The sequence below is a fragment of the Paratissierella segnis genome, from assembly GCF_014385195.1.
GTDB classification, from domain to species: Bacteria; Bacillota; Clostridia; order Tissierellales; family Tissierellaceae; genus Paratissierella; species Paratissierella segnis.
In genome coordinates, this window is the sequence record NZ_JACRTG010000025.1 from 101,153 (window position 1) to 117,112 (window position 15,960).

At 32.9% G+C, this 15,960-nt stretch carries 15 protein-coding genes, 11 tRNA genes, 1 rRNA gene and 2 other annotated features; all 27 genes read right to left on the bottom strand.

Translation table 11 applies throughout. The features are described from left to right. Position 1: 1 nt before the first annotated feature. The 27 genes from queA to rrf all read right to left on the bottom strand — a co-directional run bounded on the left by queA (position 2) and on the right by rrf (position 15,954). Entirely contained in the window at positions 2 to 1,027 is a 1,026-nt protein-coding gene (gene queA / locus H8707_RS10750; RefSeq protein WP_262430144.1) for a tRNA preQ1(34) S-adenosylmethionine ribosyltransferase-isomerase QueA, read from the bottom strand. Positions 1,028 to 1,041: 14 nt separating this feature from the next. Continuing rightward, the gene (locus H8707_RS10755; protein ID WP_262430145.1) at positions 1,042 to 2,394 is read right to left on the bottom strand and encodes a SpoIID/LytB domain-containing protein; all 1,353 of its coding nucleotides are present in this window, start codon (positions 2,392 to 2,394) and stop codon (positions 1,042 to 1,044) included. Positions 2,395 to 2,406: 12 nt separating this feature from the next. Further along, positions 2,407 to 2,616 (bottom strand): DUF2905 domain-containing protein, encoded by a 210-nt coding sequence (locus tag H8707_RS10760; protein WP_262430146.1) that lies wholly within the window; start codon positions 2,614 to 2,616, stop codon positions 2,407 to 2,409. Between the two features lie 10 nt (positions 2,617 to 2,626). Further along, a complete protein-coding gene (gene ruvB / locus H8707_RS10765) occupies positions 2,627 to 3,637 on the bottom strand; it encodes a Holliday junction branch migration DNA helicase RuvB (RefSeq protein ID WP_262430147.1) in 1,011 nt (336 codons plus the stop codon). Between the two features lie 15 nt (positions 3,638 to 3,652). Further along, on the bottom strand, positions 3,653 to 4,237 hold the full coding sequence (gene ruvA, locus H8707_RS10770) for a Holliday junction branch migration protein RuvA (protein WP_262430148.1): 585 nt from the start codon (positions 4,235 to 4,237) through the stop codon (positions 3,653 to 3,655). Between the two features lie 20 nt (positions 4,238 to 4,257). After that, complete coding sequence (gene ruvC, locus H8707_RS10775; RefSeq protein ID WP_262430149.1) at positions 4,258 to 4,752, bottom strand: crossover junction endodeoxyribonuclease RuvC; 495 nt, start codon at positions 4,750 to 4,752, stop codon at positions 4,258 to 4,260. Between the two features lie 171 nt (positions 4,753 to 4,923). Continuing rightward, on the bottom strand, positions 4,924 to 5,523 hold the full coding sequence (locus H8707_RS10780) for a BofC C-terminal domain-containing protein (RefSeq protein ID WP_262430150.1): 600 nt from the start codon (positions 5,521 to 5,523) through the stop codon (positions 4,924 to 4,926). 69 nt (positions 5,524 to 5,592) lie between these two features. Next, on the bottom strand, positions 5,593 to 6,327 hold the full coding sequence (locus tag H8707_RS10785; RefSeq protein WP_262430151.1) for a hypothetical protein: 735 nt from the start codon (positions 6,325 to 6,327) through the stop codon (positions 5,593 to 5,595). A gap of 182 nt (positions 6,328 to 6,509) precedes the next feature. Beyond that, positions 6,510 to 7,493 (bottom strand): aspartate--ammonia ligase, encoded by a 984-nt coding sequence (gene asnA / locus H8707_RS10790; RefSeq protein WP_262430152.1) that lies wholly within the window; start codon positions 7,491 to 7,493, stop codon positions 6,510 to 6,512. A 46-nt stretch (positions 7,494 to 7,539) separates the two neighbouring features. Next, positions 7,540 to 7,785, bottom strand: a binding site (T-box leader). A 53-nt stretch (positions 7,786 to 7,838) separates the two neighbouring features. Continuing rightward, the gene (locus tag H8707_RS10795; protein ID WP_262430153.1) at positions 7,839 to 8,483 is read right to left on the bottom strand and encodes a zinc dependent phospholipase C family protein; all 645 of its coding nucleotides are present in this window, start codon (positions 8,481 to 8,483) and stop codon (positions 7,839 to 7,841) included. Between the two features lie 140 nt (positions 8,484 to 8,623). Next, positions 8,624 to 9,145 carry an O-acetyl-ADP-ribose deacetylase gene (locus tag H8707_RS10800; RefSeq protein WP_262430154.1) on the bottom strand — a complete coding sequence of 174 codons (522 nt, stop codon included), beginning with the start codon at positions 9,143 to 9,145 and terminating at the stop codon, positions 8,624 to 8,626. A gap of 115 nt (positions 9,146 to 9,260) precedes the next feature. Continuing rightward, positions 9,261 to 11,504, bottom strand: a complete 2,244-nt coding sequence (locus tag H8707_RS10805) for a M56 family metallopeptidase (protein WP_262430155.1) — start codon at positions 11,502 to 11,504, stop codon at positions 9,261 to 9,263. Continuing rightward, complete coding sequence (locus H8707_RS10810) at positions 11,501 to 11,860, bottom strand: BlaI/MecI/CopY family transcriptional regulator (RefSeq protein ID WP_262430156.1); 360 nt, start codon at positions 11,858 to 11,860, stop codon at positions 11,501 to 11,503. The genes H8707_RS10805 and H8707_RS10810 overlap by 4 nt, the downstream gene beginning before the upstream one ends. Before the next feature lie 156 nt (positions 11,861 to 12,016). Then, positions 12,017 to 12,409 (bottom strand): secondary thiamine-phosphate synthase enzyme YjbQ, encoded by a 393-nt coding sequence (locus tag H8707_RS10815; RefSeq protein ID WP_262430157.1) that lies wholly within the window; start codon positions 12,407 to 12,409, stop codon positions 12,017 to 12,019. Between the two features lie 66 nt (positions 12,410 to 12,475). Further along, entirely contained in the window at positions 12,476 to 13,756 is a 1,281-nt protein-coding gene (serS, locus tag H8707_RS10820) for a serine--tRNA ligase (protein ID WP_262430158.1), read from the bottom strand. 86 nt (positions 13,757 to 13,842) lie between these two features. Then, positions 13,843 to 14,042, bottom strand: a binding site (T-box leader). Between the two features lie 194 nt (positions 14,043 to 14,236). Next, a tRNA-Arg gene (locus tag H8707_RS10825) sits at positions 14,237 to 14,310 on the bottom strand. 11 nt (positions 14,311 to 14,321) lie between these two features. Then, a tRNA-Gly gene (locus H8707_RS10830) sits at positions 14,322 to 14,395 on the bottom strand. Between the two features lie 54 nt (positions 14,396 to 14,449). Further along, positions 14,450 to 14,524, bottom strand: a tRNA-Gly gene (locus tag H8707_RS10835). A 9-nt stretch (positions 14,525 to 14,533) separates the two neighbouring features. Then, a tRNA-Tyr gene (locus H8707_RS10840) sits at positions 14,534 to 14,619 on the bottom strand. 62 nt (positions 14,620 to 14,681) lie between these two features. Continuing rightward, positions 14,682 to 14,757 (bottom strand) — tRNA-Thr (locus tag H8707_RS10845). A 109-nt stretch (positions 14,758 to 14,866) separates the two neighbouring features. After that, a tRNA-Asp gene (locus H8707_RS10850) sits at positions 14,867 to 14,944 on the bottom strand. A 221-nt stretch (positions 14,945 to 15,165) separates the two neighbouring features. Further along, positions 15,166 to 15,238 (bottom strand) — tRNA-Val (locus H8707_RS10855). An 8-nt stretch (positions 15,239 to 15,246) separates the two neighbouring features. Then, positions 15,247 to 15,321 (bottom strand) — tRNA-Glu (locus H8707_RS10860). 106 nt (positions 15,322 to 15,427) lie between these two features. Next, positions 15,428 to 15,500, bottom strand: a tRNA-Met gene (locus H8707_RS10865). A 114-nt stretch (positions 15,501 to 15,614) separates the two neighbouring features. Then, positions 15,615 to 15,704, bottom strand: a tRNA-Leu gene (locus tag H8707_RS10870). 8 nt (positions 15,705 to 15,712) lie between these two features. Then, positions 15,713 to 15,787 (bottom strand) — tRNA-Asn (locus H8707_RS10875). Positions 15,788 to 15,837: 50 nt separating this feature from the next. Next, a 5S ribosomal RNA gene (rrf, locus tag H8707_RS10880) occupies positions 15,838 to 15,954 on the bottom strand. Between the last annotated feature and the right edge of the window lie 6 nt (positions 15,955 to 15,960).

Genomic DNA, 15,960 nt, shown 5'->3' on the forward strand with positions numbered 1-15,960 from the left:
ATTATTTTAAAAACATTGCATCTCCGAAGCTAAAGAATCTATATCTATTATCAATAGCTACTTGATATGCATTCAAGATTATTTCTCTGGTTGAAAATGCGCTCACTAACATCAAAAGAGTTGACTCCGGTAGATGAAAATTTGTTATAAGACAGTCAATTACCTTGAATTTATAACCGGGATAAATAAAAATATCAGTCCAACCTGATTTTCCACATACCCTTCCATCATCATTACCTATAGCTTCAAGCGTTCTTGTTGAAGTCGTACCTACAGAAATTATTCTACCGCCATTTTCCTTTGTATTATTTATAATATTTGCTGCCTGGTCACTCAACTCAAAATATTCCGAATGCATATGGTGGTCATTTATATCATCTTCTTTTACGGGTCTAAATGTACCTAGCCCTACATGAAGAGTCAGATAGACTATATTTATTCCCTTCTTCTCTATATCTTTCAATAAATCAATTGAGAAATGAAGACCAGCAGTAGGAGCTGCTGCTGACCCTAGATTTTTAGAATATACTGTTTGATATCTTTCCTTATCCTCAAGTTTTTCCGTTATATACGGTGGCAAAGGCATCTCTCCTAATTGGTCTAATACTTCTTCAAAGATGCCTTCATACTTAAAATCAATGATTCTTACCCCATCCTCATATATAGACAATACTTCTCCTTTTAAAATTCCGTTTCCGAATTCAATAGTTGTTCCTATTTTCATTTTTTTACCCGGCTTCACAAGGGTTTCCCATGCATCCTTCTCTACTCTTTTCAGTAGAAGTACTTCTATTGATTCTTCTTTTCCTATTCTATTTCCAAATAGTCTTGCTGGCAAAACTCTGGTATCATTTAATACTAGAGCATCTCCGGGATTTAAATATTCGATTATATTTTTAAATCTTCTATGCTCAATCTCTCCGGTAGTTTTGTCCAATACTAACAGTTTAGACTCTACTCTATCTTTTATCGGATGTTGTGCAATCAATTCTTGTGGTAAATTATAATAAAAGTCCTTAGTTTTCATCTGTCTTTCCTTTTCTAATTTTCGTTAATAAGTTCAACATCTTTGTAATAATGTTTGATAATGTCTTCATAATTATAACCTTGTTTTGCCATTTCTATAGCACCATATTGACTCATACCTACGCCATGACCATATCCTTTGCCGTTAAATACAAAAGTGGTGGGTTTTGAGCTTGATTTTCCATCAAGAGAGCTTGTCCTGTCTTTTCCTATAGCTCTGCTTACTATATCTCTTGACACCGTAGACTTATTTGCATCATTGAGTATATATGCATCATCTAAATTCATTTCCCTAGGAACAGTGCTATCCCCGCTTAATGCATACACCTTTGTATTGGAACTTGCTCCGGTTGTACTTACATTAAACCAAGTACTTTTTAAAAAAGACGCACCTACTAAATTTCTAAAGTTTGAACTGGATAATATATGCTCTCCCTTTGTTCCTTTAATCTTTAATTTTTGCACCCTATTAGCTTCTGTTATATCAAGCAATTGGATTTCAATTATGTCCCCTATATCCACACCTGATGACAATAGTTTGTCTTTTAATTCTCTTGCTGTTATTTCCACAGTCCAATTGCTATTGGGAGTATTGGCTGAAAACTCATCTTCTACGGCTACTAAATATGGAACGCTGTTTCCCCAAACGTTGGAGCTGTCTTCAGTATAGCCGCCGGATGTGGAATGAAATGTAGCGTCGATTATCTTACCATCATAGTAAGCATAAGTTCCTTTAGTTTCATCTACAGCTTGATTTGTAGCTGGATTTTCGTTATCATATGCGCCATAGACCTGACAATGTACCTTGTCACACAGATTATACCCTTCGTTAATATGTTTATTTATATTTGCCATAGTATAGCTCCTTGAGGCTATGGCCTGTGCCTTTAATGCCTCTATTGGAGAACTTGCAGGTATCTCCCTCGGAAGCACTCCGTATAAATAATTATCGAGTTCAATATGATTTAAAAGTAGGATTTCATTATTTCTAACTAGAAATGTGATATAATCCCTATATTTATTTTGGTCAACTTGAACAATCGAGTCTCTGGTATTTCCCGAACCCAGAATAACACTTCCATCTCCAGAAATTTCAGTGATGTAATTGTAACTTTGGTCATATATCTCAATAATACCATTTTGATTTCCCTTTGCGATTAAATGATTATTTTCAATATAGGTTATTTCTCTTTTACTATTTTTATCATACAGATAGAACCCATTATCAGCTGATAATGAAATGTTCTCTGAAATGTTTATATTATTTCCGATTTTTACATTCAGATATGTTCCATTTTGAGTTGCTCCAAATGAGATATACGGAATTAGTAAAATAAATGATATTATAAGCAGAATGAATTTTTTCATATAAATTGTCCCCTACCTTCTAAATATTTTTAATAACAATGATAAGATTACGGAAATTATAATTGAAGTAGTTATGGGAAAGAAAAACCTAAAATTCCCTTTTTCATAATATATGTCCCCTGGTAATTTACCTATCCCCAATTTATTTCCCAACATCATTAACAGACCAACAATCACTAAAATAACGCCAATGCCCAATATTGTTTTACCAAATTGATCCATCATAATCCTCCTACTCTACATTAAACGGTATATCAAAGTACTCATAAGCCTTTTTTGTCGTTACTCTCCCTCTGGGGGTTCTATTTATAAATCCTAATTGTATAAGATATGGCTCATAAACATCTTCTATAGTTCCCCTTTCTTCTCCTGTAGCCGCTGATAAGGTATCAAGTCCTACCGGACCGCCTTCAAAATTTTCGATAATTGTCAGAATTATTTTCCTGTCAACAAAATCTAAACCCAGTTCATCGATTTCCAGCATTTCCAGACCTTTCATAGCGACATCATGTGTGATAATCCCTTCTTCTTTGACTTGAGCATAATCCCTAACTCGTTTCAAAAGTCTATTTGCGATTCTCGGGGTACCTCTTGAACGACTGGCAATCTCCATGGCTCCTTCATCATCTATTTTTATATTTAAGATATTGGCAGATCTCTTTACAATCAAAGTGAGACTTTCTACATCATATAGGTCAAGATTGAGCAGGACTCCAAATCTATCACGCAATGGCGATGTAAGTAGACCAGCCCTAGTTGTTGCACCTATTAAAGTAAATTTAGATAAATCAAGTCTTACTGACCTTGCTGAGGGACCTTTACCTATTATTAAATCCAATGCAAAGTCCTCCATTGCAGGATATAATATTTCCTCAACCGTTCTATTTATTCTATGTATTTCATCAATAAATAGGGCATCTCCTTCACCAAGATTGGTAAGTATACTAGCCAAGTCTCCGGGTCTTTCTATTGCCGGTCCTGATGTTATCCTTATATTTACTCCCATTTCATTAGCAATTATATTTGCTAATGTAGTTTTCCCAAGACCGGGAGGACCATATAATAGACAATGATCCAAGGGTTCATTTCTTTTTTTAGCGGCATTAATAAATATATTCAATTTTTCTTTTGTCTTATCCTGTCCTATATATTCCCCCATCCATTTAGGTCTTAGACTGGCATCATTTTCTAAATCCTCATTGCGCAAATTTCCGGCAACAATTCTGTTATTTAAATCATCCATAAATAAAAATCACCTCTAATGTTTAGAAAGTACTCTTAACCCTTCCCTGATCATATCCTCCACACTTATGCTCTTATCTAATGATCTAACGGCTTTATCAACTTCATATCTAGTATAGCCCAAATTCATCAAAGCTTGTACAGTTTCCTGATAATTGTTGTTAGGGTTATCCTCCACTTCTTCTTCAATCAAAATTTCCTTATTTATTCTATCCTTTAGTTCCAATATTATCCTTTCGGCTGTTTTTCTTCCTACCCCCGGTGCTTTACATAATTTATCAATATTATTATTCATTATAGCCAGTTGGATTTGATTTGTACTTAAGGAAGATAGGATTCCCAACGCTACCTTTGGACCTACCTTTGTTACCATTATTAGCAATTTAAACATTTCCATCTCTTCTTCAGTCGAAAATCCATATAAATAGAGTCCATCTTCCCGCACGATAAGCTGAGTATAAATCAATTGTTCCTTTTTCCCCAATTCCAAATTCATCATCGTATTGACAGATGTATTTATTTTATAACCTATACCATTGTTTTGTAAAAGTATGTAATCATCCTTTATGCTTACTACATCTCCCATAATAAAATCTATCATTTTATCAACCCTTTGTGAAGTTATTTCATCCTAAAGCTTTCCTTAAAATTTAAAGAACTTCCATGACATATAGCTACAGCTAAAGCATCCGCTGCATCATCAGGCTTTGGAATTTCCTTAAGGTTTAAAAGTATCTTAACCATCTCCTGCACTTGACGTTTCTCTGCTCTGCCATATCCAACAACCGATTGCTTTATTTGAAGAGGTGTATATTCATATATAGGTAAATTCTTATTTACGCAAGCTAAAATCTCCACCCCTCTGGCATGTCCGACTTTTATGGCTGTTTTTACATTTTTATTGAAAAACAACTCTTCTAAAGCTACTTCTTCCGGATTATATCTATCTATTATATCAATAACACCATTATATACAATTTTTAGCCGTTCAGGGAAAAAAATATCAGCATCAGTTGTGATACAGCCGTAATCTATAACTTTAGAATGATTACCATTACATTCAATTATGCCATATCCTACAATTGCTATTCCCGGGTCAATGCCTAGTATAATCATCAAGATCTCCTTCCACATTTAATTCACATTATGAATTACTAGATTGGTTTAAATTGTGATTAGCAAATTTTTTTCTTTATATATTGTATCACAAATAGTTAATTGCTTCCATATAAAAGGCTTATACTACCTATTCTTAAAAATAAGGTGAGAATATATCTCACCTCTTACTTAACTAATATAGTTTTCTATTATATCCGATAGGTCTTCTTCATTATCAACTCTTATGCCTTCCCGCAATTTATCTTGATCTATTGGATGTAAAAGATTGATTGGATACTCCGAAAATACTTTATCCAATACTCTTTCTCCTTTTTCGTCAATTTTAAATATAGCTATCTTACCATCTTCCTCTCCTATGACAAAATGATTTGTACATAATTGATCTTTTTCACTCCATAATATAATCCTTTCGGTTGAAAAAGATACCAGCCTTACTTGAGGCGAATTGTTTTCCAGATAACCAACCAATTCATCCCTAGTCATATTTACAAATTCATCCGGCACCCTTTTTTCCACTGTTGGAATATCATCGCAAACCTTGTAATGTACCCTTTCCTCTAGTATAGTGCTTGGTGTTATTATATTTTCTTCTTGAACAATCTGTATATCCTCTTTATTATCAATTTTATCAATAGGTTCTCTTGCGGAAATATTATTTTCTTCCTTCTTAATATTGTTGTCCATAATTAAATACCCAAAACTAAAACTTAGTGTAAATAAAATAAAAGAAAATATTAAAATATATTTAAATCTTTTATCCTTAAACATAAAATCCCTCCAGATTTCTATCTAGAGGGATATTATTTCCATATTTTAATAATTTATACAATCTATATACTATCTGTATCTCTTTAAAACTCTATCATTTAGTCCATACCAATATGCATTTTTATAAAGTTTAAATCCATTTTTAAGTATTATCTTGAATAATTCAATATATATCTCATTAAGATCGTCTTTAGTTAATAAAGGTACATCCTCCTTGATATTGATGTCATATAAATCTAAATCCATAGCCATCTGCTTGTCCAGATATTTATTTAGACTAAAAACTTTAGGTTTGATTGCAGTATAAGTATATTTATACATTAGATTGTATAGCCTTTTATATCTTTTTTCTTCTTTATTCAAATCACTGTTGATGGTTTTTTTTAATTCTAATACTTCATTATTGCTTGTCTCAAAATGAAACAGATATTTATTATTGTAAAGATACTCAATAGGATAATACTTCAATGTAAGTCTTTCAAGATCGTTAACAATTCTTGTATTCATATATCCTGTTTTATATCCTTCTAAGTATAAAAATAATTCCAATCTATTAATCTCTTCATGAACTAAGTTGCTTAAATTTAAAGCGATAAGTTGACTTCCTCTTCTTTTTCTTAATGCTCTATTTATACTTTTTCTTAAATTGCGAATTGATACATATTTAGGAAAAATATTTCTGATATTTTCCTCTAAATCATATAGATTTAATAGGATATGTATTGAATTGATGTCATTGTTAAATAAAAAATTGTATTTTAAGCTTTCATATAAATTAAATACGTTTTTATTTGGCAATGCCATATCCATTCCCCCAATACCTTATCCTTATGTTATCTAAAATAGTGACAGTATAAATTATTATACTACATTTTTCATCAAAATTGATTAACAAAATATAATTTGCTTCTTACAAAATCTTAATAATTAAGGTGCAGTATCCCTTATTACTATATTCATTTACTATGATATCATATTTAATTTTATTACAATAAAAAAATATTTTCTTTCTCACATTGTTCAATTATTTCATCAGTCCATACAGAAGCTTGAACCTGACCAATATGTTTAGAATGTAAAAAATACATGCAAATTCTTGATTGTCCAATGCCTCCACCTACCGTAAAAGGTAGTTCCTGATTTAATAGCATTTTATGATAATCAAGTATCTTTCTATTTTCAGCATTTGCAAGTCTTAATTGTTTTTCCAAACTAGATCTATCGACTCTTATTCCCATACTGGATAACTCTAAGGACTCATCTAATATTGGATTCCAAAATAGTATATCGCCGTTCAATTCCCAGTCATCATAATCAGGAGACCTTGTATCATGGACGCTTCCAGATCTTAGTGTGCCTCCTATTTTCTTTAAAAATACCGCCTTATATTCTCTAGCAATCAGATGTTCTCTTATCTTAGGTTTTTCTTTTGGATATAAATCTTCTAATTCCTGCGATGTAATAAATTTAATCTCATCTGGTAATTTTTTATATAATTTATTTGGATAAATTCCATTTATATAATTTTCTGTATCTTTAAAAACTTCAAAGATATCTTTAACGGTTTTCTCTAAATATTCATCAGTTCTATCTTCCTCTCTTATTACTTTTTCCCAATCCCACTGATCTACATAGAGAGAATGTGTATTATCAAGTACCTCATCAGGTCTTATAGCATCCATATCTGTATATAGTCCTTCACCAACATCAAATCCATAATATTTAAGTGCTGTTCTCTTCCACTTGGCTAAGGATTGTACTATCTCCAATTCCTGGTCGTATTTTCGCAAACTAAAGGAGACTGCTTTTTCTACACCTGTTAGATTGTCATTAAGACCGGTTTCAGGTTTAACGAACAATGGAGCAGAAACCCTTGTAAGATTCAATCTCTCAGCCAATTTCCTTTCAAAATAATCTTTTATCAATTTTATTGCAACTTGCATTTCTCTAGGTGTAAATAACCCATTCATACTTTCAACCTCCTGTAATTTTAAAAATTTAAAAACCTTCCGTCCTATAAAGGACGAAAGGTTCAATTTCGCGGTACCACCTTAATTAGCAATAAGCTCACTTAAATCTGTACGGATTTATATAAATCGATACATAACGGCTATATCGTGCCATAATCGTCTGAGCCTACTCCGCTCATTTCGGTCAGATGCTCCAGGGTGTTCTTCATTTATTCTATAGTATTGGGCTTCCACCATCCCCAACTCTCTGAAACATTAATTAATAAACTACTCTCCCTATCTCAGCTTTAAAAAATAATTATAACAATTATATAAAATGAAGAATAACTTTGTCAACTTATTTTATTACAACTCCATAGCAATTTTCTTATAAACATCCTCAGAATAAGCATGAATCGTATCTATGATAAAATATGTTATTTTTAGATTTAAGGATAAAGCAAAATCTAAATCACTTTCAAACCCTCTAGTCATAGAATACTCTTCAACAACATCTTCTATATATGATTTTATTTTTGACTTATAAACAATTATTTTCCCGTCATAGATGTCAATATCATCAACACTGATTACATTTTTCTTAAAATTGTGTCCTGGTGCATAATCGTTTAGACTTGACTCATATTTAATATGTTTTATCATAGATTCTTTAAATGTCCATCTTTTAGCATGTGGCAAACAAACATAATCCGATAGATAATGAGATATAACTCCTATTTTTTTACTTAAAAGCTTTAATGCAAAAGGATCTAATATCTGATTAAATTCAATAAATCTGCTGACAAATATTATTTTTATTATTTCTTTTGAAATATAATCTATACTCTCATCTTTATAATGTCTAATAATTCTATACTTAGGCAATATATCAGGGGAGATTGCCCCCCACAGTAGTGAATCTTCATCTAATTTAAATCCATATATTTTAAATACATTATCATTAATGTTAGTTGCAATTATTTTATGAGTATCTGCAAATATTTTAAACACTTCCTTTATTATACTTAAGTTTTAATTAACAATCTTATCTGATAATATTACAAAAGAAGGTGTAAGTCAACCTTAATTGTATTGAAATATTTAGCATTTAAACATACTGCTGCAATTCGTAATCCAATTTCAATTGTACATCATAAATTACTCAAATATTGCTCAAAATATTCTTTATACACACTATAGTCATTATCACTATATAAAATAAAATTGATCTCTTCAATTGCATAACTATTAATTAAAAAATCTTTTACAGCTCTTACAACGACTTTCACTGCACTTTCTATTGGGTATCCATATGCGCCTGTTGATATGGATGGAAATGAAATCGACTTGATATTATATTTTTCAGCCAATTTTAAAGAATTATAATAAGCATTGTATAATAATTGTTCTTCGTTCATTTTACTATCATGATAAATAGGTCCCACAGTATGAATCACATATTTTGAGGGGAGGTCCCCTGCTGTTGTAATCCTAGACTCACCGGTAGGACATCCTCCTATTTTTTTACATTGTTCTAAAATTATCCTTCCGCCTTTTCTATGAATGGCTCCGTCAACTCCACCTCCGCCTAATAGAGTATTATTAGCGGCGTTTACTATCGCATCTACCTTTTCTTCAGTTATATCTCCTCTTTTAATGTTGATCTTTGCCATTATAATTTCCTCCTCTATCAAGTTCCCTTATCATTTATAATATCATATTCATTCATAATGGTTCAAATATAATGTAATTAATAATTAGACGTATCATAATTTTATATATCCAATACTATTTTGACTCAGATACAGTTATTTTTAGGGATGATTGCGCTGCATATATTGTAAAAGGGTCATCAATACCACATTCCTTAAATGATTTTTCAATTATTGTATCAAGATTAGCTTCATAATTATCATCAACTTTTATATATTTTCTAATATTTCTAAACACCCTAAATATTTCTTCATCACTATAATCTCTATATAAAAACCCAATATTACTAATTGAAAGTCCGGAAGCTACATTTTCATTGTTTTTAAATAATACCCACTCATTATCAATTAATACTACAATATCATCTTTGTATTGTGCATATTTAGAGCCTTTTATATCAAAATTCGCCTGCCCATTACTAGTAAGCGTTTCATATTCCCCCACTATTGATGTAATCTTCCCCAGAATATCTTTTTCATCAATTTCCACCGAAACTTCATATCCGGTATAATTGTAAATATTGCCATTAGCCATTATGCACCAATTTAAGGACTCACTGCTTAAATATTTACCCTCCTTATTTCCACGATTTATCATTAGTTTCCCTAGTTCATCTTCTTCAATATAAAGATACATATCCTTACCTTTGGAAAAATCTCCAATAAAGCTTCTTTCATATAATACTTCTCTGTCATTATTCAATAACTTAATTGTAAAATCAATTTCCTCTGAATCGATCATTTCAAAATCAAACCGTACGTTCTTATCTATATCTGAATTATCAGCATTTAGGGCACTACTAGGATGTCCTTCAGTATTTAATTCAATAGTTTTTATAGATGCATCACTTCGATTAATTATATATATAAATGACTTTCCAAACTCCAGTATTTTCGCCAATTCCGCCTTATCAAGCTGAAAATCTCCAACCTTCCATTTGCCTTTAACTTTCTCCATCATTAAAGAACCTTGTAAATTAACTAATTCTTCTGATCCATCCTTAAACTTCACAAAAGCATCTATATTGTATTGATATGTTTTATTGCCATTATGAGATATTTTTTCATCATAAAGATTAATATTTTCAGGTTCAAGCTTGCTTCCAAATTCTCTAGCTGGTATTTCTCCCGCCAAAATAGTTCTATTGGAAATAGCCTTATTTAACGCATCCTCAGTCATAATGTCACCATATTTAGCTGTTAATGCCTCTTCTAACTCATTTGAACCAACTATTCCAAAGCCATTTTCATCAATATTCAATCCATTTTCTAAGTATAAGTCAGAATTATAGATCATATCCGCTATATCCGTATTTTCTATTGTATAGAATAGTCTTAGAAATTCTTTGCAAATTTTCTCTGGTTGATTAGAAATTGGATTTGTGATAAGACCTATGGAGATTATAATTACAGCAATTAAAGCTATCAATATGGTCCAAAACTTAGGATTTTTGTAATTTAATATATTTTTAATTCTTGATTTTATATTGCTTTCACCAAAGGCTAACGGTAGTATCAAATTGCTTTGCTTGACTGATAAAGATAGCAGTGAAGATGAATACTCCCCTTTTAAATCACTACCCAACTCCTTCAATACCATTTCATCACAGGACATTTCCATATCCTTAATCATAAGATAGTAGCAAATCCACATTACAGGGTTGAACCAATATATTGAAAATACAAGAAATGACATAGGCTTAATCGTATAATCAAACCTCTTTATATGAACCATTTCATGACAAATGATATAATCCAGCTCATTGTTTTTAAGCCCTATGGGCAAGTATATTTTTGGGTTAATAAGTCCAAATACAAATGGAGTTATTATCTGATCTGTTTCGTATATATTTTCCCTCACTAATGTGGCAAATCTAATCTTTCTATATATCTTTAAATAAGAATAAATACAATACATGACCAATACTGCAATTCCCAGAAGCCATATTAAAGTAAATACATTCATTAATGTATGCATATGATTGACATTTATATGAGCTGTAGCTTCAGGTAATGTATTGTCTACTACCATGTCTATAGTTTCTATATTTACACCTAATGGATTAATCTCTGATGAGTTACTTTCTATAAATCCAATATTACGTGGAATATAATCAAAGCTTTTATCCAATGGTCTTAATAAGCTTAAGGAGCTACTAAAACTTATAGGACATATTAACCTAAACAATACTACCGACCAAAGCATGTATGAAAATATTTTTGGAGCCTTTTTAAAAATAATTCTAAATAAAAATACTGCAAAGGCAACATAAGTGGCTGTTCTACTTAAATTTAATATTTTAATAAATATACCCGTCATTTTGTCGCCTCCTCTATTATCCGCTTAAGCTCTAAAGCTTCACCTTTACTTAAGTTCTTATTGTCTAAAAATGCAGTTAGAAAAACCGGCAATGAGCCATCAAAGCTTTTTTCAATAATGGCTTCACTTTCATATTTTTGTACCTGCTCTTTTTTAATTAATGATTTTACCGTAGCATTTTCGTTCATTAATAAGCCTTTCTCAGAAAGTTTTTTTATCATGTTGTAGGTGGTAGATTTTTTCCAACCTAATATTTCTTCTGTTAGTTTTGAAAGTTTAGTTGAGTTTATTGGCTCATAGTCCCATATTATACTCATAAATTTGTATTCTGCGTCAAATAATTTAAATTCTTCCATTATTAATCCTCCCCTGGTTTGTCTGAATAAACCTTCTTATTTGTAGTTTATTCGAACAATCTACAAATGTCAAGACAAAATAAACAGAAGAAAAGATAAGTTATATTTCAAACTTACCTTAATCTAAAAATAATATATTATCCATACTTAAGTTTTTTATCCCTCTGTAACCTTAACATACAACTTCCTAGTCCTAGGTCCATCAAACTCACAGAAATAGACTCCCTGCCATGTTCCTAACTTTAATGCTCCGTTTTCTATAATTACAGTACATGAAGATCCTATAACAGAAGCTTTTATATGAGCATCTGAGTTGCCTTCCATATGACGATATTCACTTCTGTTTGGAAAAACTTTTTCTAAACCAATCAGAATATCATGTACTACATCCGGATCCGCATTTTCATTGATAGTTACGCCTGCAGTAGTATGTGGGACAAACGCTGTTACAATTCCCTTCATTATTCCGCTTTCCTTTACAGCCTTCTTAACTATCTTAGTGATATCAATCATTTGATTTTGTTTTGTGGTTTTGATTACATGCTCCATCATAAAACCTCCTAAATTTTTTGATATCCTTAAATTAAAATGATGCAATTTTCATTCGATTATACCTTATTTTATAACTGTCTTTCCACCCATATAAGGCTGCAATGCAACAGGTATGTTAACAGTGCCATCTGCATTTAAATTATTTTCTAAAAAAGCAATTAGCATCCTTGGAGGTGCCACGACAGTATTGTTCAATGTATGAGCAAAATATTTATTGTTTTTTTCATCAGCAATGCGTATTTTCAACCTTCTTGCTTGTGCATCCCCTAGATTAGAACAACTGCCCACTTCAAAATATTTTTTCTGCCGTGGAGACCAAGCCTCAACATCCACTGATTTAACTTTTAAATCAGCCAAATCTCCTGAACAGCATTCAAGTGTCCTTACAGGAATATCCAATGAACGGAATAAATCCACAGTATTTTTCCATAATTTATCAAACCACATAGGGCTATCTTCAGGTTTACAAACAACTATCATTTCTTGTTTTTCAAATTGATGTATTCTATATACTCCTCTTTCTTCTATTCCATGAGCTCCCTTTTCCTTTCTAAAACAAGGTGAATAGCTTGTTAATGTTTGCGGTAGGGATGGTTCAGGCAATATTGTATCTATGAATTTACCTATCATAGAATGCTCACTAGTTCCTATCAAGTATAAATCTTCACCCTCTATTTTATACATCATGGCATCCATCTCTGCAAAGCTCATAACTCCAGTAACAACTTCACTACGTATCATAAAAGGAGGAATACAATATGTAAATCCCCTATCAATCATAAAATCTCTTGCATAAGAAATAACTGCAGAATGAAGTCTGGCTATATCACCCATCAGATAATAAAAGCCATTGCCTGCAACCTTTCTTGCACTTTCTAAATCTATGCCTTCAAATTTTCCCATTATTTCTGTATGATAAGGTATCTCAAAATCTGGAACAACAGGTTCACCATAGCGTTTTACCTCCACATTTTCACTGTCATCTCTCCCTATAGGAACACTTGAATCAATGATATTAGGTATAATCATCATTATTTTTAAAATTTTTTCTTTCAGTTCAGTTCCTTTATTTTCCAGCTCCGCCAGCTCTTTTTGGCTTTCGACCACTCTTTTTTTAAGGGTTTCAGCTTCTTCTTTCTCCCCCTTTGCCATTAATCCACCTATTTCCTTAGAGATCTTGTTTCTTTCTGCTCTAAGGTCATCTGCTTTTTGCTTTACCTCTCTATTCTCAATATCTAAAGCTATAACCTCATCTACCAAAGGCAATTTATTGTCTTGAAATTTATTTTTGATGTTTTGCTTTACTACTTCGGGATTCTCCCTGACAAATTTTAAATCTAACATTTTTACCCTCCATATAAATTTATAATCTTCCCACTATAATTGTATTCTAAATACAAAAAACATACAAAAAAACTCTCGTCTCTAATTTTAGAGACGAGAGTTACCCGCGGTGCCACCCTAATTATTATACACATGAATAATCACTTACTAAATTATCGCCTGTTTTGCGTCCAGGTTAATTCCCCAGAAACTTCGGAACGGATTCAATAATCATTGTATCAGTTTTCACCAACCACCGACTCTCTAAACCAATAAATTATCTACTACTTTCCATCATTGTCAAATATATAATTATTAATTATACTATATACTAAAAAATTTGTTTTGTCAATATTGACTTTATATTTTGGCATTTACAAAAAATTAAAATTACACAGCTATAAAAAAACAAACATACTTAAGCAAAAGTTTTATAGATAAAAAAACGATATGAAACTGGACATTCCTAAAAAATGTTCCTAAGTCATACCGTCATCTTAACGTACCCTGAGGGATTCGAACCCTCGACCTCTTGATTCGTAGTCAAGTACTCTATCCAGCTGAGCTAAGGGTACATTTATATAAATGGAGCGGGTGAAGGGGATCGAACCCTCGCAACCAGCTTGGAAGGCTGGGGCTCTACCACTGAGCTACACCCGCACAATCAATTTAAAAAAAGAAGAATATAAATTCTTCATGAAGTTGACTATTTGATGGAGCGGAAGACGAGATTCGAACTCGCGACCCTCGCCTTGGCAAGGCGATGCTCTACCACTGAGCCACTTCCGCAAATTTAAATGGTGGAGGAGACTGGATTTGAACCAGTGAAAGCTCCGCTAACGGATTTACAGTCCGTCCCCTTTGGCCAACTCGGGAACTCCTCCATAATTTTATTGGATGCTTTTCAGATATAATCTCTATCCATCTTGGTTATAAATTGTTCTATTGGAGCTGGCGAGAGGAGTTGAACCCCCAACCTACTGATTACAAGTCAGTTGCTCTGCCAATTGAGCTACGCCAGCGTGTATTTATTAGTGAACAGTGAATAATGAAGAGTGAACAGCTATCTAAATCTATCTTTTGTGTCTTTAGTTATTCACTCTTAGTTCTTAGTTATTCACTATGTTTTTATGGCGACCTGGAAGGGACTCGAACCCTCGACCTCCAGCGTGACAGGCTGGCATTCTAAACCAACTGAACTACCAGGCCATGATAGTTAATTCACAATTCTCAGCTCACAATTCACAATTACTAGAGTCTATCTTTTGGGTCATATTAATCCTGCACACTCAAATGACACAGCAATATAAGTACTGCCTTTAATTGTACATTGTGAATTATTAAATTGTTTAATCCTTCGTCATACAAATTTGGTGCTACTGCATCTGACCTACCTGCAATTTACTTTATAAATTGGGTTAGGTCATGAGTGGGCACAACAGGGCTCGAACCTGTGACCCCCTGCTTGTAAGGCAGGTGCTCTCCCAACTGAGCTATGCGCCCATATTTTATGGTGACCTCACCGGGATTCGAACCCGGGTTACCGCCGTGAAAGGGCGATGTCTTAACCGCTTGACCATGAGGCCTTATTAGTTTTGTCTAATGGACAATCAGTTCAATATATGTACCGACTTTTCCTTTCAAGGGTCACTAATTATAGTGTCTTCCTTAAAGTTTCTACTAAAATTATAGTTGCGGGAGTAGGATTTGAACCTACGACCTCCGGGTTATGAGCCCGACGAGCTACCAGCTGCTCCATCCCGCGCTATATAAGTTAAGAATTAAGAGGTAATAGTTAAGAGTTATCTGGGTCTATCTCTTGGGTCTAAACCCGAAAGAATTTTCAGTTCTTCACTCTTAGTTCTTCACTATGTTTTTTTGGTGCCGGAGACCGGAATCGAACCGGTACGACCTGTTAAGGGCCGCAGGATTTTAAGTCCTGTGCGTCTGCCAGTTCCGCCACTCCGGCGTTATACTTGGCTCTTAGGGTGGGACTCGAACCCACAACCTACCGGTTAACAGCCGGTTGCTCCGCCATTGAGCTACCCAAGAATAGTCTGACCTACTAAAGCTCATTTTTATTCGCTAAATTAGGTCATAAAGTCCAGCAACTTCCTACTCTCCCAGAGCGTTACCACTCAAGTACCATCGGCGTTAAGAGGCTTAACTTCTGTGTTCGGTATGGGTACAGGTGTTTCCCTCTTGCTATCGTCACCAGACGAAAA

Excerpts from the sequence above, each read along its gene's own strand:
- ruvC (WP_262430149.1), bottom strand. The coding sequence starts at position 4,752 with ATGATTATACTAGGCATTGACCCGGGAATAGCAATTGTAGGATATGGC.
- H8707_RS10755 (WP_262430145.1), bottom strand. The coding sequence starts at position 2,394 with ATGAAAAAATTCATTCTGCTTATAATATCATTTATTTTACTAATTCCG.
- H8707_RS10760 (WP_262430146.1), bottom strand. The coding sequence starts at position 2,616 with ATGGATCAATTTGGTAAAACAATATTGGGCATTGGCGTTATTTTAGTG.
- H8707_RS10800 (WP_262430154.1), bottom strand. The coding sequence starts at position 9,145 with ATGGCAAAGATCAACATTAAAAGAGGAGATATAACTGAAGAAAAGGTA.
- queA (WP_262430144.1), bottom strand. The coding sequence starts at position 1,027 with ATGAAAACTAAGGACTTTTATTATAATTTACCACAAGAATTGATTGCA.
- ruvB (WP_262430147.1), bottom strand. The coding sequence starts at position 3,637 with ATGGATGATTTAAATAACAGAATTGTTGCCGGAAATTTGCGCAATGAG.
- H8707_RS10785 (WP_262430151.1), bottom strand. The coding sequence starts at position 6,327 with ATGGCATTGCCAAATAAAAACGTATTTAATTTATATGAAAGCTTAAAA.
- H8707_RS10815 (WP_262430157.1), bottom strand. The coding sequence starts at position 12,409 with ATGGAGCATGTAATCAAAACCACAAAACAAAATCAAATGATTGATATC.
- H8707_RS10780 (WP_262430150.1), bottom strand. The coding sequence starts at position 5,523 with ATGTTTAAGGATAAAAGATTTAAATATATTTTAATATTTTCTTTTATT.
- serS (WP_262430158.1), bottom strand. The coding sequence starts at position 13,756 with ATGTTAGATTTAAAATTTGTCAGGGAGAATCCCGAAGTAGTAAAGCAA.
- ruvA (WP_262430148.1), bottom strand. The coding sequence starts at position 4,237 with ATGATAGATTTTATTATGGGAGATGTAGTAAGCATAAAGGATGATTAC.
- asnA (WP_262430152.1), bottom strand. The coding sequence starts at position 7,493 with ATGAATGGGTTATTTACACCTAGAGAAATGCAAGTTGCAATAAAATTG.
- H8707_RS10805 (WP_262430155.1), bottom strand. The coding sequence starts at position 11,504 with ATGACGGGTATATTTATTAAAATATTAAATTTAAGTAGAACAGCCACT.
- H8707_RS10810 (WP_262430156.1), bottom strand. The coding sequence starts at position 11,860 with ATGGAAGAATTTAAATTATTTGACGCAGAATACAAATTTATGAGTATA.